Source organism: Natronomonas sp. (genome assembly GCF_047616845.1).
Lineage (GTDB): Archaea > Halobacteriota > Halobacteria > Halobacteriales > Haloarculaceae > Natronomonas.
The window spans coordinates 23478-40205 of the sequence record NZ_JBLGBY010000015.1; the positions used below are offsets into that span (position 1 = coordinate 23478).

17 protein-coding genes and 1 pseudogene are annotated in these 16728 nt (G+C 63.6%); 13 read left to right on the forward strand and 5 right to left on the reverse strand.

Annotation, left to right across the window (positions count from 1 at the left end; all coding sequences use genetic code 11):
• The first annotated feature begins 94 nt into the window (after window positions 1-94).
• Complete coding sequence (locus tag ACI8UR_RS04960; protein WP_411713915.1) at window positions 95-1132, forward strand: tyrosine--tRNA ligase; 1038 nt, start codon at window positions 95-97, stop codon at window positions 1130-1132.
• Window positions 1133-1135: 3 nt separating this feature from the next.
• On the opposite strand, the gene ACI8UR_RS04965 is transcribed toward ACI8UR_RS04960, so the two are convergent.
• Both ACI8UR_RS04965 and ACI8UR_RS04970 read right to left on the reverse strand, forming a co-directional pair.
• Window positions 1136-1465, reverse strand: coding sequence for a winged helix-turn-helix transcriptional regulator (locus ACI8UR_RS04965; RefSeq protein ID WP_411713914.1), 330 nt, complete (start codon window positions 1463-1465; stop codon window positions 1136-1138).
• Between the two features lie 31 nt (window positions 1466-1496).
• Window positions 1497-3371 carry an ATP-binding protein gene (locus tag ACI8UR_RS04970; RefSeq protein ID WP_411713913.1) on the reverse strand — a complete coding sequence of 625 codons (1875 nt, stop codon included), beginning with the start codon at window positions 3369-3371 and terminating at the stop codon, window positions 1497-1499.
• Window positions 3372-3561: 190 nt separating this feature from the next.
• On the opposite strand from ACI8UR_RS04970, the gene ACI8UR_RS04975 reads away from it, so the two are divergent.
• The 6 genes from ACI8UR_RS04975 (at window position 3562) to ACI8UR_RS05000 (ending at window position 9441) form a co-directional block, all read left to right on the forward strand.
• Window positions 3562-3975, forward strand: coding sequence for a DoxX family protein (locus tag ACI8UR_RS04975; RefSeq protein WP_411713912.1), 414 nt, complete (start codon window positions 3562-3564; stop codon window positions 3973-3975).
• Between the two features lie 156 nt (window positions 3976-4131).
• Window positions 4132-4374 carry an HVO_2901 family zinc finger protein gene (locus ACI8UR_RS04980; RefSeq protein WP_411713911.1) on the forward strand — a complete coding sequence of 81 codons (243 nt, stop codon included), beginning with the start codon at window positions 4132-4134 and terminating at the stop codon, window positions 4372-4374.
• Window positions 4375-4647: 273 nt separating this feature from the next.
• Complete coding sequence (locus ACI8UR_RS04985; RefSeq protein ID WP_411713910.1) at window positions 4648-5547, forward strand: ATP-binding cassette domain-containing protein; 900 nt, start codon at window positions 4648-4650, stop codon at window positions 5545-5547.
• On the forward strand, window positions 5547-7373 hold the full coding sequence (locus ACI8UR_RS04990) for a PrsW family intramembrane metalloprotease (RefSeq protein WP_411713909.1): 1827 nt from the start codon (window positions 5547-5549) through the stop codon (window positions 7371-7373). Before ACI8UR_RS04985 ends, ACI8UR_RS04990 begins: the two co-directional genes overlap by 1 nt.
• Window positions 7366-8409 (forward strand): ABC transporter permease, encoded by a 1044-nt coding sequence (locus tag ACI8UR_RS04995; protein WP_411713908.1) that lies wholly within the window; start codon window positions 7366-7368, stop codon window positions 8407-8409. Before ACI8UR_RS04990 ends, ACI8UR_RS04995 begins: the two co-directional genes overlap by 8 nt.
• 57 nt (window positions 8410-8466) lie before the next feature.
• Window positions 8467-9441, forward strand: a complete 975-nt coding sequence (locus ACI8UR_RS05000; protein WP_411713907.1) for an aldo/keto reductase — start codon at window positions 8467-8469, stop codon at window positions 9439-9441.
• 9 nt (window positions 9442-9450) lie between these two features.
• Here ACI8UR_RS05000 and ACI8UR_RS05005 read toward each other — a convergent pair whose 3' ends face one another.
• Window positions 9451-10416 carry a hypothetical protein gene (locus ACI8UR_RS05005; protein WP_411713906.1) on the reverse strand — a complete coding sequence of 322 codons (966 nt, stop codon included), beginning with the start codon at window positions 10414-10416 and terminating at the stop codon, window positions 9451-9453.
• Window positions 10417-10531: 115 nt separating this feature from the next.
• On the opposite strand from ACI8UR_RS05005, the gene ACI8UR_RS05010 reads away from it, so the two are divergent.
• A complete protein-coding gene (locus tag ACI8UR_RS05010) occupies window positions 10532-11182 on the forward strand; it encodes a helix-turn-helix domain-containing protein (protein WP_415087615.1) in 651 nt (216 codons plus the stop codon).
• Here the strand turns inward: ACI8UR_RS05010 and ACI8UR_RS05015 are convergent.
• Together ACI8UR_RS05015 and ACI8UR_RS05020 are read right to left on the reverse strand one after the other, a co-directional pair.
• Window positions 11176-11682: a hypothetical protein gene (locus tag ACI8UR_RS05015; RefSeq protein WP_411713904.1), complete on the reverse strand. Its 507-nt coding sequence runs from the start codon at window positions 11680-11682 to the stop codon at window positions 11176-11178. The two genes, ACI8UR_RS05010 and ACI8UR_RS05015, sit on opposite strands and share 7 nt — an antisense overlap.
• Before the next feature lie 86 nt (window positions 11683-11768).
• Window positions 11769-12020, reverse strand: coding sequence for a hypothetical protein (locus ACI8UR_RS05020; protein ID WP_411713903.1), 252 nt, complete (start codon window positions 12018-12020; stop codon window positions 11769-11771).
• A 93-nt stretch (window positions 12021-12113) separates the two neighbouring features.
• On the opposite strand from ACI8UR_RS05020, the gene ACI8UR_RS05025 reads away from it, so the two are divergent.
• From ACI8UR_RS05025 to ACI8UR_RS05045, 5 genes and pseudogenes are all read left to right on the forward strand, one after another.
• A complete protein-coding gene (locus ACI8UR_RS05025) occupies window positions 12114-12809 on the forward strand; it encodes a YqjF family protein (RefSeq protein ID WP_411713902.1) in 696 nt (231 codons plus the stop codon).
• Between the two features lie 64 nt (window positions 12810-12873).
• Window positions 12874-13500, forward strand: coding sequence for a PH domain-containing protein (locus tag ACI8UR_RS05030; RefSeq protein ID WP_411713901.1), 627 nt, complete (start codon window positions 12874-12876; stop codon window positions 13498-13500).
• A complete protein-coding gene (locus tag ACI8UR_RS05035) occupies window positions 13500-14981 on the forward strand; it encodes a PH domain-containing protein (protein WP_411713900.1) in 1482 nt (493 codons plus the stop codon). The genes ACI8UR_RS05030 and ACI8UR_RS05035 overlap by 1 nt, the downstream gene beginning before the upstream one ends.
• A 92-nt stretch (window positions 14982-15073) precedes the next feature.
• Window positions 15074-15862, forward strand: coding sequence for a hypothetical protein (locus tag ACI8UR_RS05040; RefSeq protein ID WP_411713899.1), 789 nt, complete (start codon window positions 15074-15076; stop codon window positions 15860-15862).
• Window positions 15863-15931: 69 nt separating this feature from the next.
• Window positions 15932-16728, forward strand: a pseudogene (locus tag ACI8UR_RS05045) (hypothetical protein); the annotation flags it as partial.

A 16728-nucleotide genomic window follows, 5' to 3' on the forward strand; every position in this document is an offset into this window, starting at 1 on the left:
GGCATTCGTGCTGGCTCTCCGGCGATTGTGTGAACCGTTTGCTTGGAAACCCGCTACCCGAACGTTTTATCGGTCACCTCACGGTAGCACGCCCATGGACACGGCCGAGCGGACCGAACTGGTCACGCGATTCACCGAGGAGGTCGTCACCGAAGCCGAAATCGAGGCACTGTTCGAGGAGCGCGACTCCCCGAGTGCCTACATCGGCTACGCCCCGACCGGTGAGATGCACATCGGCCACTTCACGACGATGCGCAAACTCGCCGACTTCATCGAGGCCGGCCTCGACGTGACGGTGCTCATCGCCGACCTTCACGCCCATCTCGACGACGCGAAAAGCCCCTTCGAACTGCTCGACGCTCGCTCGCAGTATTACGAGGCTTCAATTGAGGGGATGATAGAGGCCGCGGGCGCCGACCCTGACGCCGTCTCGTTCGTTCGCGGCACGGAGTACCAACTCGAAGACCCCTACACGCTCGATCTGTACCGAATGCTGGCCGAGACGACGCTCTCGCGCGCCCAGCGGGCCGGCAGCGAGGTCGTCCGCCAATCGGAGAACCCGAAACTCGGTGGCCTCATCTACACGCTGATGCAGAGCTTGGACGTCGCCGCCCTCGACGCCGACATCGCCTACGGCGGCATCGACCAGCGCGGTATCTACATGCTCGCACGCGAGCAGTTGCCCGACCACGGCTACGAGAAGCCGGCCTGTGTGTTCGCGCCGCTGCTTTCGGGGCTCACGGGTGGGAAGATGTCGGCTTCGGAGGAGTCCTCAAAGGTCAACCTCACAGACGATGACGCAGCGGTCGAAGAGAAGATCAACGGCGCCTACTGCCCGGCCGGTGAAGTCGAAGACAACGGCGTGCTCGAGTATCTCGAATTCCTCGTCTTCCCAGTGCTCGAAGAGCGTGCGGAGTCGTTCGTCGTCGAGCGCCCCGAGGAGTACGGCGGTGACCTCGTCTACGACGGCTACGAACCGCTCGAGGAGGATTTCGTCTCTGGTGAGCTCCACCCGGCTGACCTCAAGCCCGCCGCCTCGGCGGCCATCTCGGCGGTCATCGACCCGGTGCGTGAACGACTCCTGAACCAGCCGGAGCTGCTCGAAGACGCGTATCCGGAGAAGTACGCCTGACGATTAGTTGGCGATATCGAGCCAGTCTTCGGCCCACGCTTCTATCTCGTCGAAAACGGGACAGAGTGACTCACCCTTGCTGGTCAAAGAGTAGTAGGTGGCCACCGGAGAGTCCTCTTCGAGGCGGCGCTCGACGTAGCCCATCTCCTGTAAATCATCGAGCACGCGCGAGAGCGTGCGGGCGTTGGCCTCGGTCGACCGCTTCAGTTCGTTGAACCGCTTTTCACCGTCCTGCAGGTCGTGGAGCACGAGCAGCCGCCACTTTGAACCGATCTCCTCCATCGATTCGACGACCGGGCAGACCGACTCCACCTGCTGTGGGGCGTTCGACATACCGTTGGGTATGCGGTCAGTGAATAAATATTCATGCCGTGCGAGGGAGCCGAACGGTGAACGTCGTCCCGCCAATCTCGCTGTCATCGACGGAGATGGAACCGCCGTAGGAATCGATGAGTTCCCGACAGAAGTAGAGGCCGAGGCCGGTGCCGCTGCTCTGCTCGTCTTTTTGGCCCTTCTCGAAGAGCCGGTCGCGCTCCGTCGGCGGGATTCCGGGGCCGTTGTCGCTGACGTCGATGACCACTTCGTCGTCAGTCGCCCGCATACTGACAATCACGCGCGGCGTCTCCTCGTCGTTGTGTTCGATAGCGTTGACGAGCAGATTGGTGAGCAGTTCCTCGAGGAGGTCATTCGCTTCGACGGTCACAGTCGGGAGGTCGCCCTCGACGGAGAGGTCTGCATCCGGATAATCCGTCTCGACGGTCGACAGCTCCGACCGAATCACCTCGTCGACGCGGATGGATTCGAGCGCAAGCGACTCGTTGCCGATGGTGGTCTGCATGAACGAGCGAGCCGTCTGGACGAGGTCGGCCATGTCGTCCACCCGGTCGACGATGAGTTCGCGGTTGTCGTCGCTCTCCTCGTCGACGTGACCATCGAGGAGTTGCGCCTGCATTCGAACCGTGTTCATGCCGTCGAGCAGGTCGTGTCTGAGGATGCGATTGAGTAGCTCGAGCCGTTCGCGCTCCTCACGGAGGTCGTGTTCGAACTCGATTCGTTCGAGCGTCTCATCGAGATGCGTGACGAGCAGCTCCGTCGCGTTAATCTCGGCGGCGGTGAAATCGTGGGTGGCACGCGCCTGAAACACACCGCGGTCGCCGACGGGCGTCGTCAGAACGATTCTGCCGCCCGACGTCGAGATGCGGCTGCCGCCATCGGCTTCGATGAATTGTTCGTCCTCTGCGACGCTGGCGGCGATATCGGCGTCGATGAAGGTGTCAACACCGCGGGTCGCCACGGTTTCGCCATCGATGATGAGGCAGGCAGCATCAAATTCGAGTATCCGTCCGCCGGCTTCCATCGCGAGGTCGTACACCTCCTGTTCGCTGTCGGCGCCCGTCATGTCAGAGGTGACCGAATGCAGCGATTCGATGCGGCTCCGGGCGGCCACCTCGCGAGCGAGCTGCTTCTGGTCGGTCACGTCGGTCATAACGATGAACGCCTCGTCACCGTCGTTCCGAAAGTACGGAATGACCTGGACGATGAACGACCGGTTCTCGCCGTTGGAGGTGTGTTCGACCTCGATGCGGAAGGAATCACCGTCCCGTACCTGCTTGAACATAGCCTGTTCGCCACGGGGGTCGTCGTACGCCGAGACGATGTCATAGAACAGCGCACTCATGTCGTCAACGACGGCGTCGAACGCATCGTTCGACTCAAGCAATTGCGTGCCGTCACCCGAAAAGTCGACAGCAGCGATGGCGTCCGTCGTGTTGTCGAAAAGCGCCGAGAGGCGGTCACGCTCCAGGGTAAGCCAGTTGTCGCGCTGGCTCCGCCGGGTGTCGTAGACGCCGATGGCGAACACCGCGACAGCGCCGATGACGATGGCGCCGCCGGTGATGAAAATCGGCTTAAACCGCCCTTGAATAAGCCGCTGGATTGCGACCACCCAGCCGAGCGACGCCGCAAACAGGACGGTTCCACCAACCGTCCACGTCGCCGTCCGAACGACGTAGTCGGTGTCCCACTCGCGCCGGTACAGCCAGACACCGCTGCCGACGAGCACGAGCGCCAGCGCGGCCAACACGAAGTTCTCGAGGGCCGTCGAGGAGAGGGAGGTTTGGGGCGGAACGACGTGGTCGTCGTAGATGTCCACCAGCGGAATCAAGAGGAGAACGACGCCGAGAAGGCTGATGCTCGCGGCTGCCACGAGCCGCCGTACCTTCTGGCGCCGTATGCCCATGGAATCAATTGGATTCGCTGACATAAAAATGGGCTGTGTCTATCCGTGTCGTAACAGTGGTGTTACTGGGTAACCCGATTGTTAGGAAACGTACATAACAGTTCGAATCCCTACCTGATTGTGTAATGTTACTGACCTCGCAGTCAGACGGTATCGCTGCCCGAACGCCCGCGGTTACGGAGGGGCGATGATGTTCGAAACCGCAGGCGCCGACATCGTGTTCCTGCTCGCGCGCATCCTCTTCGGAGGCGTGCTTGCGTTCATGGGCGTCAACCACTTCCGCAACGTCGAGGAGATGACCGGCTACGCTGATTTCAAGGGTATCCCGGCCCCGAAGGCGTCCGTACTCTTCAGCGGTGGCCTCCTCGTGTTCGGCGGCCTCTCGCTCATCGCCGGCGTGCTGCCCACCATCGGCGCGCCCGCACTCGCCATCTTCCTCCTCGTCTCCGCAGTCACGATGCACGACTTCTGGAACATGGAGGGTGAGGACGCACAGAACGAGATGACTGGCTTCCTGAAGAACGTCTTCGGCGCCGGTGGCGCACTTGTCTTCTTCGCGCTCGCAGGCGCGGCGTGGCCCTACGCGCTGAACGTCGGCCTGTAAGCCGACGCGTCTCGACCCGACCGAACTGACCGAGCGTTGGTTAGTGGACGAACATCCATCTACCGTGCGAAATAGCTCGAAACGCGCTTTGCTGGCGGCAGAATCCTTGGCGAACGAAGAGGCACTTCTATTACCATCGACGGTAGACTTCCGAGTATGACTCACACGTGCCGGAACTGCAAACAGACGTTCACGAGCGAACTACAGTACGAGCTCCATCGGGACACCTGCTCCTCCGAGGCGCTCATCTGTGAGAGCTGCGGCGAGCAGTTCTCCGAGCGACGCGCCACACGCGACGGCTGGCATTATGCCTGCCCGAACGACGACTGCGACGGAACGGGCCTCGGTGACGACCTCCACTCCGTACGCGATTTCAGCGTCGCCGCGAACCCCGAATAACGCACCGCTATCCGACTTCCTGAATCCTGTTCGCCCACCCAGGTTGCTATTCCTCGGCCAACGCAGTAATCGCCCGACACGCCTGCTGACACACTGGCGCATGGCCCCCACTCCGGCCACCGTTCGGTGTCGATGAGTAGTTCCCAGACGGTATCGGCTGGCGCGTCGATGTCGCGGCCGACGACGAACCGCAGTCCGTCCGGCGTCCGTTCGGGTCGCATACGTCTCGATTCGCGGGCCGGGTTTTTGTAACCGTGGCCCGACGAATCGTATGTGATCGACGTACGTGAACTCCGGAAGGAGTACGGCGGCTTCGTCGCCGTCGAAGACAGCACCTTCAGCATTGAGTCCGGCGAGGTGTACGGCGTCATCGGGCCGAACGGCGCCGGGAAGACGACGACGCTGAAGACGCTGGCCGGACTCCTCGAACCGACGAGCGGCCGCGTCGAGATCGACGGCAAGCCAGCCGACGACCGCGAGACGCGCCGCTTGCTCGGCTTCCTGCCCGAGGAGTCCCCGCTGTACGAGGAGATGACGCCGCTTTCGTATCTCCGCTTCTTCGCCGACCTCTACGACGTTCCCCGCGCCGTCGCCGACGAGCGTATCCACGATGCCCTCGACCGCCTCGAACTCGACCACCGAACACGCCCGCTCGGCGATATGTCGAAGGGCATGAAACGCAAGGTCGCCATCGCGCGCTCGCTCGTCAACGACCCCGACGTGCTCATTTACGACGAACCGGCTTCGGGGCTCGATCCCCTGACGACGAACTACATCATCGACTTCACGCGCGAGCTTGCGGACGAAGGTCGAACCGTCGTGTTCTCGGCGCACAACCTCTACCACGTCGAGGAAGTCTGTGATCGCGTCGCCATCATGAACGAGGGCCGCATCGTCGCCGAAGGCGCCCTCGAGGAACTCCGCGAGCAGTACGGTCGCACCGAATACCACGTTTTCACCACGGTCGACGTGCCGGATGCGGTTCGTGAGAACGGCCGCTATCGCCGCATCGTCGAGGCGATGGACGACGTCGAGGCCGTCCGCGAGACGGCGGAAGCACGCGGCGGTAAAATCGATGACATCCGGACGGTCGAACCGAGCCTCGAACGGCTCTTTCTCGATTTGGCCGAAGCGGATGACTCCGAACGGCGCCGCGAATCGACGGAGGCCTGATGCGCCCGCGGAAACTCCTCAGAATCGCACGCTGGGAGGTGACGAAAGGCATCGGTGGCCTCGACAGAGGAGTCATCGCCGTCGCCATCGCAGCCACGGCGTTCGTCCTCGCGGTCGGTGTCATGGGGCTCGTCGGCGGCGCTGCCATCGAGGACGGCATCTACCGCGTCGGCGTCGACGAGGGAAGCGATTTCCACGACCCGATTGCGGACGACCCGACGTTCGCCGTCGTGGAGCCGAGCCCGGACGCGGTTCAGGACGGTCACCTCGTCGCGGCCGACCGCTACGACCTCTACATCACCGAACGCGCCGGCCGGACGGTCATCTATCTCGCCACCGAGAACGGCGAGCGAACCGAGAAGAGCCGCGCGGCGCTGGCCGCGCTCCGTGAATCCATCGACCGCTACAACGACCGACAGATGGCGCGGGAGTCGAACGAGACGGCGGCGTTCCCCGTGACCGTCACCATCCAGTACGTCGACCGGCAAGCCGAATCCACGCCGACGGCCGGCACCGGAGGCGGGTCGGGCGGCTCCGGTGGTGGGGGGTCAGAAGACACCGATGGCAGCGAGACCACCGAAACGCCGACCGGCGATTCCGGCGGGCGGTTCGGGGCGCCGTCGCTCGGGGCCTTCGACCTGTTCGGCACCGCAAGCACGTCCGGTTCCCCCTCCGACATTCAGCCGCCGTTCCCGTTCCAGTCGCTCGTGCTCGCCTTCCTCTTCGTCCTCCCCCTGAACTTCCTCATCCAGGCGTACGGGAGTTCGATGCTCTCGGAACGCCTCGACAGACGCGGCGAACTGCTGCTCGTCGCGCCCGTCAGTCGCTCCGAGATCGTCTTCGGCAAGACGCTGCCGTATCTGCTCGGCTCCATCGCTATCACATCGGTCACTGTCGCCGGCCTGTGGCTGCTCGGCAGCGATGCGGGCCCGCTGTCGGTGCTCGCCGTCGTCCCGCTGGCGTTGCTCTTCCTCGCGACGACGTTCCTCGGGGCGATGTTCGCCCGGTCGTTCAAGGAACTCACCTTCGTGACTGTCACGGTGAGTACCGTTTTGACCTGCTATGCGTTCGTCCCGGCCATCTTCGCCGAAACGAGCGCGGTGGCGTTCGTCTCCCCGCTTACTATCGCGGTCAAAGACCTCACGAGCGCGGGCGTCACGCCCGGTCAGTTCGTCTTCTCGACGGGGCCACCGACGCTCGTCGCGTGCATCTGTTTCTTGCTCGGCCTGGGCGTGTATCGCGAGGAAGACCTGTTCACCCAGCGGCCCGTCCACCTCAAGGCGCTCGACGCACTCGCCGGTCGCATCCGGCGTCCGAGGAGCCTCGTTCTGGTCGTCGCCTTGCTCGTTCCCTTCGTGTTCGTCGCGGAACTGCTCGCGGTCGCGCTGCTTTTCGCACTCCCCGTTGCTCTCTCAGTTCCGCTCGTGTTCGCGATCATCGCCGTCATCGAGGAACTCGCGAAGGGGCTGCCGGTGTACGCCGGGTACGTCCACTCCCAATACGACCGAACCGTCGTGACGGCGGTGACGGTCGGCGCCGCTGCCGGCACCGGCTTCTTCCTCGCAGAGAAGCTCTCTCTGCTGGTGCAACTGGTCGGCCTGCCGGGCCAGCCCGTCGCCGACGCGGCCTTCCAGACCGGCCTCGGTGCTGGCGACCCCTTCGTCATCGCGCTGCTTGCCATCGCTCCGTTCGGCCTCCACGTCGTGACCGCGACACTCAGTTCGCTCGGCGCCAGCCGAGGGCGAACGGCGTTCGCGGCCGGGCTCTGTTCGGCCATACTGGTACACGTCGCCTATAACGTCACGGTGGTGAGCCGCCTTGTCTAGAGTCGCTATCGCTCGCCGGGAGCTGGATTCGCTGTCTCGTGAGAAGACCATCGTCCTCGCGTTGCTCATCCAGCTCGTCATCGCGGGGTTCTCCTCGTTCCTCGTCGTCGGGCTGACCTCGCTGTACGACCCCGGAGCGTCTGAGGGCGATGTCGTCGTCGGCGTTACCGGCGACGAGGCTGACACACTCGTCGCAGCCGCTCGGGAGGTCGACGGCCTCGAAACGGTCACCTACGACACCCGCGCCGAGGCCCGCACGGCGTTCAATCGCGACCGGTTGCAAGCGGTGGCGCACGCCCAGAAACGGGACGGCAGGATAGCCGTCTCCGTCGAGGCGCCTCAGACCGACGTCAAGAAGACGCTCATCGTCGTCCAGTTGCGCGCCGCACTCCAGCGGCTGGAACGTGACGAGCGTCGCGACCGAGCCGAGCATCTGGATTTCACGCCGCTGCCGTTGCCGGATACCATCAATGCTAGTCCCTACTTCGGCTTCAGCTACACCATCCTCGTTCCGCTCCTTTTGTTCCTGCCGGTGTTCATAAGCGGTGCCGTCGTCGTCGACTCCCTTACCGAAGAGATCGAGCGCGGCACGCTCGAACTGCTGCGCGTGGCGCCCGTCTCGCTGGCCGAAATCGTCGAATCGAAAGCCGGCGTCATGGCCGCGCTCGTCCCCGCCCAGCTGTTGCTGTGGCTCGTCCTGCTGTGGTTCAACGGCATCCAGGTCGGAAACGTCGCCGCGCTCGTCGTTCTCGCGAGCGCAATGGCGACCATCGCCGTTGCCTTCGCTGCGCTGCTCGCGGTCACCGTCCCGATTCGCCAGCGCGCACAGTTGACCTACTCGTTCGGGATGCTCGCAGCCTTCGCCGCCGCGGCCGCACTCCCGGAGCATCCGGCCACGACGGTCGCGCTGCTCGCCATCGACAGCGCGACGGTGACGACCTACGCACATCTCGCTGGCTACGTCCTCCTCGCCGTCGGCCTCGCCGTTGCTGGCCGGCGATTCATCGGCAGCCGCTCTCCCGAGGAGTTGGCTTGACGGGTTGGGGCTGCCGGCTGCTGTAACTTTTTGAATGGGCCGTCCGTCGAGCCTGCTATGGAGTACACGACGCTTGGCTCGACCGGCATCGAGGTATCCCGCATCTGTCTCGGCTGTATGAGTTTCGGCGACCCCGACTGGCGTGAGTGGGTGCGGGGCGAGGAGTTCGGCCACGAACTCGTTGAGCGCGCCCGCGACCTCGGTATCAACTTCTTCGACACCGCGAACATGTATTCCCGAGGGGAGAGCGAGCGCATCCTCGGGGACGCCCTGGAGGGCCACCGCGAGGAAAGCGTCGTCGCCACGAAGGTGTTCTTCCAGATGCGCGACGACGACCCGAACTCCGGTGGCCTCTCGCGGAAGACCATCGAACAGGAGCTCGACGCCTCCCTGGAGCGACTCGGCATGGACACCGTCGACCTCTATCAGACGCACCGCTGGGACTACGACACCCCCATCGAGCAGACCCTGCGAGCGATGACCGACGCCGTCCGTCGGGGAAAAGCCCGCCATATCGGTGCCTCCTCGATGTGGGCCCACCAGCTCGCTGAAGCCCTGCAGACGAGCGACGAACACGACCTCGAACGGTTCGCGACGATGCAGAACCACTACAACCTCGTTTACCGCGAAGAGGAACGCGAGATGCTCCCGCAATGCGAGAAGAAAGGCCTCGGCGTCATCCCGTGGTCACCGATGGCCCGCGGCTATCTCACGCGCCCGCATGAGGAATACATGTCCACGAAGCGTGCCGAAACGGACGACTACGCCCAGGAGCACCCCTACCAGGACAACGGTGGCCGCGAAATCAACAAACGCGTCCAGGAGCTCGCCGAGGAGAAGGCCGTCTCGATGGCACAGCTTTCGCTGTCGTGGCTGCTCCACAAGGACTGGGTTGACGCGCCCATCATCGGCGCCTCGAAAATGGAGCATCTCGAAGACGCCGTCGAGGCACTCGAAATCAAGCTCTCCGACAGCGATATCGAGTATCTCGAAGCCCCCTACGAGCCGGTGGCCGTCTCCGGTCACCAGTAAGCGTTAGCGTCAGCGCCGGCGCCGCGCGATGAGTGCTGTCCCGATGATGGCTAGAAGTGCAACGCCGCCACCGAAACCGTCACCGTCGCCGGGCGTGGGTGTCTGAACGACGTGACGCTCCCAAGAGGCGTCGGTGGGCGTTGACGTGGGCTCCGGCGTCGCCGTTGCAGTCTCCGTGTCGGTCGGTTCGGCTGTCGCCGTCTGCTCGGGCGCCGTCTGCGCTTCGTCCTCATCTGCTTGGGCCGTCGACTCGGTTTGCGTCGTCTCCGTGGTTGTCGTGCTCTCGTCTTCGGTGTCGCTTTGTTCCGGCGTCGCGGTCGGCGTCGCCGTCTGTTCGGGTTCGGATGGCGGCGGCCCGAGTTTCTCACGTGCTTCCTGTTCGTCCTCGCAGTCACAGATCCAGAAGTAGTGTGAGTCGCTGCCGAAGGTGACCCGTTCGCCGCTTTCGGTCACGCCCGTCGTCGAGCCCGAAATCTGATACCAGCCCGGCTCGTCGGGATTGTCGACACATTTGGCGACGGAGATGAATGCGTCACTATTGTTGAACCCAACTGAGGTGCCGAAATCGTCGTCGTCGTAGAACTGTACCTCGAAGCGGTCTTCGCCCGCCGAGAAGCTCTTGGTGTTGTCTTCGAGGTCTTCGTCCACTTCGTAGCCATCGTGGGTGTTGCCACGGTCGATACCGAACACTTCACTGTCGCTCGACTCACAGCTACTCCAACTTCCCTCCTTGTAGATTGCGACCGACTCTTCGAGTGTCTTCAGGTCGACGCCCGCCTGTGCGACGACGACCTGGCCGTACTTGACGTTCGTCGCGCCCGGGGTGCGGTCATCTATCGGTTCGACCGTGAAATCGCCGTCTTCGGGGTCGTGGCTGGCCGTCGCGACGCCGGGGACGAACGCAACGCTGCCGACGAAAAGCGAAAGGGAGAGAACCGCGGCGAGCACGACGACGAGCCGACGATTCGTGGGCATCAGTTACACGGTTCTATCGTCGTGAAACGGTTACCCCTATTGCCTTCTATCGGCGGTGGCTTAATTACCGAACCGACCGGGGGAGGTTTATACCCCGGCTACTAACGGTGATTCCATGCGGTACGTCAGAATCTCCCTTATTCCAAAACACGGCGATATCGACCCCGTCAGCGAGGAGATAGCGGCGGAGCCATCGCTTTCGCGTGAGTCGATTCTCCACATCAATCGACTCAACGACGGAACCGTCGTTCTCCTCACACAGGTTCGTGGAGACGCTGACAGACTCGACGAACTGCTTGAGGAACACGACGCTGTCATCGCGCACAACGTCTCGACGCTCCGCGACGGACTCCAAGCATACATCCACGCCGAACCGACGCCTGTGGCCGCGGCCCTGCTCGACCTGACTCAGGAACACGAATTCGTCGTCGATACCCCCATCGAGTACGGCCCCGAAGGCGCCTTCCGCGTCGCAGTCATCGGCCAGGAGAAGACCGTCCGCCGTGCCATCGACGACATCCCCGACGAGATTCGGGTCGAACTGGAGCAGCTCTCCGATTACGACCCCGAGCTCCGCGAGCTGTCGTCGCTACTCACCGACAGACAGCGTGAGATTCTCGACACCGCGGCCGACCTCGGATACTACGAGGTGCCGCGGCGAGCGACGCACCAGGATATCGCCGACGAACTCGACCTCTCGACGACGACTGTCGGTGAACATTTGCGAAAAATCGAAGCGCGAATGCTGTCGGAAATCGCTCACTGAGCTGACGCGGCGCGCTGTGTAATTTTGCTCGTCAGATAGGCAGCCGAGAGTCCGACCAGGCCGACGGGGAGGCTCACCTGCAACATCAGCGTGAGTAGCGACGATGGGTCGAGTGGGGAGCCACCGCCCCCGCCGCCGCCCGATCCGTATTCTGCGAGGACGGTGAACGTGAAGAAGAGGCCGAGTCCGACGAAGAGATAGAAACCGATGAAGCTCCCTGCGCCAGCGACGATGCTGGCGACGGCTCGTCTATCGGGCAGGGCCTGCCCGACGCCGACGCCTGCGATGCCGGCCGTCATCGGCCCCATCGCGTAGATTGTGAAGATGGAGGTGAGGAACATCACGCCGACCTGGGTCGAATCGAGCGGGTCGGCTCCGGGTTCGACGAACTGCTCGATGAAGAACCCGAGAATGAAGTTCGCCGCAAGGCCGAGCCCGGCGCCGAGCGCCGCGAACAATCCGACAACAGCCAGCGCGTACACGTACACCGGTCGGCTCATAGACGTGTCAACTGATACCATCTCGATGTACCTGTTGGTATCGCCGCAGAACGACGGTGTATTTAAACCATCGGCAGTGCCCCCGGTTACGTCTCCGGCCGCACTGACTCGGCGGCCGCACGAACCGTCTCGTATTCCTCGTTGCTGCACGCGATGAACTGGATGTCAGAAAGCACGCTGGCGTCGTACTCGGCGATCGTTTCGGCGATGATGCGGGCCTCCTCCGTGAGGTCGAAGCCCGCGACTCCCGACCCCATCTGGAAGCGGGTTCCGGCGGCGTTGACGAGTGCGTCCGCCGACCGTGCAGCGATGTCACCTCGCACACTGCGGAACTCCATGTGCTGAACTACACCATCAGAGCGCAAAAATCTCGGTACCACGCGCCTTCCGCGACCGGTAGGTCAAAACCATAGGCGCTCTTACATCTCCCTATGTGCGCCCTGCTCTCGATGACGTGGCGTGACCTGCTTTTCGCCCACTGGTCGGTCGACCCCGAAACGGTCGCCGCCCGGTTGCCGGAGGGCGTCGCTGTCGACACGTTCGAGGGCGACGCCTACCTCGGCGTCGTCCCGTTTGTCATGGACGACATCCGGCTTCGGCGGGCGCCACTGGGACTCACTTTCGGCGAACTCAACCTTCGGACGTACGTCGTCGTCGACGGCACGCCCGGCGTCTACTTCTTCAACCTCGATGCCGACGACCGTCTGGGCGTCTTCGTCGCCCGCACGCTCTTTCAGCTCCCGTATTACCGTGCGGAGATGGACATTCAGACGAACGGCCGTGGTGCCGACCGGAGCGTCGCGTTCACCAGCAGGCGGCGAACGGCCGGTGCTGCTCCCGCGCGGTTCGACGCCACCTACGAGCCGGACGGTGTGTTCTCCGAACCCGACGCGGGGTCGAAGGAGGCGTTTCTCACCGAGCGGTACCGCTTCTACACCACCGACGACAGCGGCCGCCTCTACTACGGCGATATCGACCACGATTCGTGGTCGCTCGCGCCCGCGACCGCGGAGATACGTGACAACACGCTGTTCCGGGCCAATAACTTCGAACCCCCGGCGGGCTATCCACATCTCCGGTTTGCAGCACCCATCGACGTGACCGCGGGCCGCATCCATCGGGCCTGACCCACCGTCTGCAGCCATGCCGTGACACGGCCTTCTATATACGACGCGCTCTCAACGACGGGCAATGGACGATTCCGATGGTGCGCCGGCCGGCGACGAGACGACGGCCGACGCCACCGATGACGACCCCTTCGGGTCGGAACTCACGCCTGCGGTGACGAAACGGGACGACGGTTCGGGATCCGGTGCCGCCACCGACGTACCGGAGGTCGAGGAGCTCGTCGGCCCACGGCAGACGCTGGAGCCGGGCATCCAGACTGTCTGGGTGCTCCAGACCGCCTTTTCGGCGCTCATTCTCGGCCTCATCACGAGCGTCGTCTTCGCGTTCGTCTCCGTCGGCGGCCCCTGGATCGGCGTCGCTGTGTTCACCGTCGTGTTCCTCCTGGGTGCCGTCTTCTCCGTGCTCCGGTACCGCTCGTGGTCGTACGAGGTGCGTGAGGATTCACTGTATCTGGAACGGGGCGTTTTGACCCATGTGACGACCGTCGTTCCGCACGTCCGAATCCAGCACGTCGACGCCAGCCGCGGGCCCGTAGAGCGGGCCTTCGGGCTGGCAACGACCGTCGTCTACACCGCTGGCTCCCGTGGCGCCGACGTCTCGATACCCGGATTGACGCCGGAACGGGCCAACGATCTCCAGACTCGGCTGAAGCAGCTGGCCATCGCCGCGGAGGGCGAAGACGCGGTATAATGAAGCTCGACCCGCTCTCGGTGCCGTACCGGGCCGGCGAATCCGTCGTCCGACTGGCGTGGCTGCTCGTCTTCTTCGTCTTCGGCTCGCCAGCCGTCGGCGGTGGCATCTCCGGTATCACCGGCCTCGTCGGCGCCTGGTTCGTCGTTACGCTCGCCTACCAGCTCGTGTACTACCAGCGATTCGAGTACGAGCTCACGGACGAGACGCTCGATATCCGCTCGGGCGTCGTCTCCCGCCGGAACCGCGAGATTCCGATTCGCCGCGTCCAGAACGTCGACGTCAGCCGGAACGTCGTCCACCGGCTGCTCGGCATCGCCCAGATAAACCTGGAGACGGCGGGCGGCTCGTCGACGGAGGCATCGCTGAAATACGTCAGTTTCGAGGAGGCCGAACGGCTCCAGTCCGAGCTCGGCCGGCTGAAACGCGGCGAATCCGAACCGGGCACGGAACCGGCACCGGAGCGTGACCTGTTCACCATCACGCCGAAAGAACTCGTCTTGCTCGGCATCACCGGCATCAACCTTCGGCTCCTGTCGTTCGTCACCGTCCTGCTACCGATCATCGCGCCCTCGCTGCGCGAGCGATTCGCCGACCCGCTTTTGGGCCTGGCCGTCACGGCACCGATAGCCGCCGTGGCCATCGTCGTTGTCACGGCGGCCGTCAGCGGCGTCCTCGCCGTGACGAACTACTACGGCTTCCGTCTCTCTCGACAGAACGACGACCTGCAGTACGAGCGTGGCTTGCTGCAGCGGTTCAGCGGCACCATCCCCCTGGAGAAGGTGCAGACGCTCACCATCTCGGAGAACGTCATCGCACGTCGAATCGGCCACGCCTCGCTGGCCGTCGAGACGGCCGGCTACGCGCCGAGCGATTCGGGGTCACAGTCGGCTGTCCCGCTGGCAGCCCGTGACCGCGTCGTCACGCTCGCCCAGTCGGTCGAGCCCTTCGAGGAGCTGTCCTTCGAGCGTCCGCCGAACCGCGCTCGCTACCGATACGTCGTCCGATACGGTCTCATTGCCCTCATCGCCATCGGCGTGACGTTCGGTGCAAACCGGCTCACACAACTGCCGTTCGCGTGGTACGTGACGCTCGGATTGCTTCCCGTCGTCCCGGTCGCCGCCCACCTCAAGTGGATCAACATCGGCTACGACGTCCAATCGGAGTACATCGTCCTCGCAGAGGGCTTCTGGACACACACCGTGACGGTCGTCCCGTATTACCGTGTCCAGACGGTCGTCGACGCCCAGACTGTCTTCCAGCGCCGTCGGAATCTGGCGACGCTCGTCGTCGATACGGCGGGGTCGAGCGGCCTGACGGGTCGGCAACCCCGAGCGTTGGACATCGACGAAGACCGGGCGGCAGCGCTCCGCGAGCAGGTCGCCGACCGGCTGCAGGAATCGCTCCTGACCCGACGAGAACAGCGGCGACGCGAGCGCCTCGAGTCAATCGCGGCCGGGCCGTCCGCAGAGCCGACCTGACTGCTTCGAGCACCAAGCCGTCATCACTGGCCGGTATCAGCGAGTGACTCGAGGCCACTATGCTTATACGTCGCTCGCAACCACGGACGTGTATGGTATCTCGTTCGACGCTTGCGGTGTCGTTCGTCGTCGTTCTAGTGTTGCTCAGCGGCTGTTCGAGCCTCGTTGGCAACAACGGAAACGGCGGCGAGGGGCCGACCGACCCAGAAGAGTTCGACTATGCGGCCGGGTTCTCGGCCGACGGAATCACTGACGGACAGCAAGCCCTCACGAGCTACAATGAGGGCGTCCAGGCAGCCGGGAACTTCACCGGAGAGTACGAATACGTCGTCACGACGAGTGACGGAGAGACAGAGGTTGGCGTCTCGTATCAGGTCGACTTCGACGCCGAGCAGGCGCTCCAGCAGGTCGACGTGGAATCCCCGAGTGCGAACGCGACGACGGAGTCCTACTATGAGAACGGCGAGCTGTATCAGCGCTCCTCGTACAACGGTGAGGAGTCCGGCGTCTCCGTCAGAGACCAGGCGTTCCCGCCCGAGGAGCTGACGGCCTCCGAAGCCATCCGACCACTCCTCACGAACGCATCCTCGTACAATGTGAGTATCGAGGAGCGAAACGGTGAATCGGTCGTCGTCTACGAGACGACTGCCATCGGTAACTCCGCTGGATTCTTGGGCGTCAGTGACCTGGAGAACGTCACGAACTTCGAGGCGAGCTTCGTCGTCGACTCCGACGGCGTCATCCACAGCGCCTCCTACCAGCTGTCGTATATCGCGGACACCGACAACGGCACCGAAGAGCGATCCGTGTCGATGAACTTCGAGCTCTCGTCGGTCGGAGACACCACGGTCGAGCGACCCGACTGGCCGGACGAGGCCTGACGGTTTCACGCCGGATCCGAGTTTTGTAGCGGGCACAGGGCTTATAACCGTTCGGCTGAACCTGACGCCATGGAACGCCGAGTCGTACTGACTGTCGTCCTCGTGGTCGTTATGTCGCTGTCTGGTTGCTCTGCCCTCCCCATCTGGGACGGCGGTGACGCATCCCCGGAGTCGGGGACGGCAACCTCGTCGCCGACCCCAACCCCGACGCCTGATGTCCCCGAAGCGAACCCCGAAGGTGAGCCCGGCGACGGTCCGGACGTCGCATATCCTGATGGATATGGCCCGAACGGTGTCGAAGCCGCCGATACGGCGATATCGAACCATATCGGGACGCTGCAGTCGTACGATAACTACATCTTTAGCTACGACAGCCTCATCCAGGCCGACGACTCCCAGACGTCGTTCAGCTACCAACAGCTCGTCGACCAGGAGAACGAGGTAGCCTACATCATCCAGGATACGAGCCAGGGCGCTATCGTCTCCTACTACGAAGACCAGACGGTATACATCCGCGATGAGACAGGCGATGAGACGCGCTATAACTCCACGGACACCCAGTACAACATGGGCGATTTCACCGGCTTCCAGTTCGTCGGGCCGCTGCTCGCCCACGTCGAGTACGGTGACGCCGAGGTGCTGGAATCCGACAGCGGCACCTTCTACCGCTACGTCAGCGAGAACGTCACCAATCCCGACGCCATCCTCCGCAGTGACGTCGACGAATCCCGTATCGACGCGTTCAACGTGAGCATTGTCGTCGACGAGGACGGCGCCGTCCGCCAGGCTGTCTTCGTTGTCAAAGCCGACCGCGATATCACTGTCACGATGGGCGTCAGCGAGATCAACTCCACGAACATCGACCG

Bases quoted from the DNA above. Each gene is read 5' to 3' on its own strand.
- ACI8UR_RS04960 (WP_411713915.1), top strand. From the start codon at position 95: ATGGACACGGCCGAGCGGACCGAACTGGTCACGCGATTCACCGAGGAG.
- ACI8UR_RS04965 (WP_411713914.1), bottom strand. From the start codon at position 1,465: ATGTCGAACGCCCCACAGCAGGTGGAGTCGGTCTGCCCGGTCGTCGAA.
- ACI8UR_RS04970 (WP_411713913.1), bottom strand. From the start codon at position 3,371: ATGGGCATACGGCGCCAGAAGGTACGGCGGCTCGTGGCAGCCGCGAGC.
- ACI8UR_RS04975 (WP_411713912.1), top strand. From the start codon at position 3,562: ATGTTCGAAACCGCAGGCGCCGACATCGTGTTCCTGCTCGCGCGCATC.
- ACI8UR_RS04980 (WP_411713911.1), top strand. From the start codon at position 4,132: ATGACTCACACGTGCCGGAACTGCAAACAGACGTTCACGAGCGAACTA.
- ACI8UR_RS04990 (WP_411713909.1), top strand. From the start codon at position 5,547: ATGCGCCCGCGGAAACTCCTCAGAATCGCACGCTGGGAGGTGACGAAA.
- ACI8UR_RS05000 (WP_411713907.1), top strand. From the start codon at position 8,467: ATGGAGTACACGACGCTTGGCTCGACCGGCATCGAGGTATCCCGCATC.
- ACI8UR_RS05005 (WP_411713906.1), bottom strand. From the start codon at position 10,416: ATGCCCACGAATCGTCGGCTCGTCGTCGTGCTCGCCGCGGTTCTCTCC.
- ACI8UR_RS05010 (WP_415087615.1), top strand. From the start codon at position 10,532: ATGCGGTACGTCAGAATCTCCCTTATTCCAAAACACGGCGATATCGAC.
- ACI8UR_RS05015 (WP_411713904.1), bottom strand. From the start codon at position 11,682: ATGAGCCGACCGGTGTACGTGTACGCGCTGGCTGTTGTCGGATTGTTC.
- ACI8UR_RS05020 (WP_411713903.1), bottom strand. From the start codon at position 12,020: ATGGAGTTCCGCAGTGTGCGAGGTGACATCGCTGCACGGTCGGCGGAC.
- ACI8UR_RS05025 (WP_411713902.1), top strand. From the start codon at position 12,114: ATGTGCGCCCTGCTCTCGATGACGTGGCGTGACCTGCTTTTCGCCCAC.
- ACI8UR_RS05030 (WP_411713901.1), top strand. From the start codon at position 12,874: ATGGACGATTCCGATGGTGCGCCGGCCGGCGACGAGACGACGGCCGAC.
- ACI8UR_RS05035 (WP_411713900.1), top strand. From the start codon at position 13,500: ATGAAGCTCGACCCGCTCTCGGTGCCGTACCGGGCCGGCGAATCCGTC.
- ACI8UR_RS05040 (WP_411713899.1), top strand. From the start codon at position 15,074: ATGGTATCTCGTTCGACGCTTGCGGTGTCGTTCGTCGTCGTTCTAGTG.